This is a genomic window from Streptococcus jiangjianxini (genome assembly GCF_040225085.1).
Lineage (GTDB): Bacteria > Bacillota > Bacilli > Lactobacillales > Streptococcaceae > Streptococcus > Streptococcus jiangjianxini.
Genome location: NZ_JBEHGL010000048.1, coordinates 1 through 921 on the forward strand (window position 1 = coordinate 1; position 921 = coordinate 921).

General features: G+C 43.8%; 1 protein-coding gene. It reads left to right on the forward strand.

Going from position 1 to position 921, the window contains the following annotated elements; genetic code table 11:
• Nucleotides 1-921, forward strand: a 921-nt coding sequence (locus ABP870_RS10610) for an ISAs1 family transposase (protein ID WP_350015308.1), incomplete at both ends; no start/stop codon positions are given.

Genomic DNA, 921 nt, shown 5'->3' on the forward strand with positions numbered 1-921 from the left:
AATGCCTATGAGTCTTCCTTGCGAACTGTGTTGGAGTTAGAAAATGGGGTTCCGTCTCACGATACGCTACAACGTGTCTTTGCCACCCTAGATCCTCAAGTTCTAGTAGAAGTGACGCAGATGTGGTCTGCTCTTCTTGAAGCGGCAGAACTGTCAGCTAAACATTTTACTCGTTTTTCGAAACGCCTGATAGCCATTGACGGAAAGACAATTAGAGGTAATGCCAGCCAACACCAGAAAGCCTTACATATTGTCACCGCTTATGCGACAGACTTGGGGATTTCCTATGGGCAAGTCGCGACAGATGAAAAGTCTAATGAAATCACAGCGATACCAGAGTTGCTGGACATGATTTCAGTGAAGGGCTGTATGATTAGCCTTGATGCCATGGGAACTCAGAAGGCTATTGCCGATAAGATTATCAAGAAGAAGGCAGACTACTGTTTAGCAGTAAAAGATAATCAGAGGAGCCTGCTAGCAGATATTCGGCCCTTTTTCCAGGTGGATACTGAGCGAGATGACAGTTATGAGACACTAGAGAAAGCACATGGTCAAATCGAGTTGAGACAGTATGAGGTGATCAACGATACTCGTTGGCTCCGCAAAGCTCATCCAGAATGGGGCCATATCCAGAGTATCGGACGAGCTCGTATTCACATAACCAATAATACTCAAGAGAGTGAGGAGACACGCTACTTTATCTTGAGTAGACAGGTTAGTGCAAAGGAATTAAGCGATTATGTGCGAGGCCATTGGCAGATAGAGAGCATGCATTGGCTATTAGATGTTGTTTTTCGAGAAGATGCGAATAAGACCTTGAACAAGCAGTTAGCGTTTAATTTGAATGTTATGGACAAATTCTGTCTCGCTGTTTTAAAACAGCTGGATTTTGGAAAGAAAATGAGCATGCGACGTAAAAAA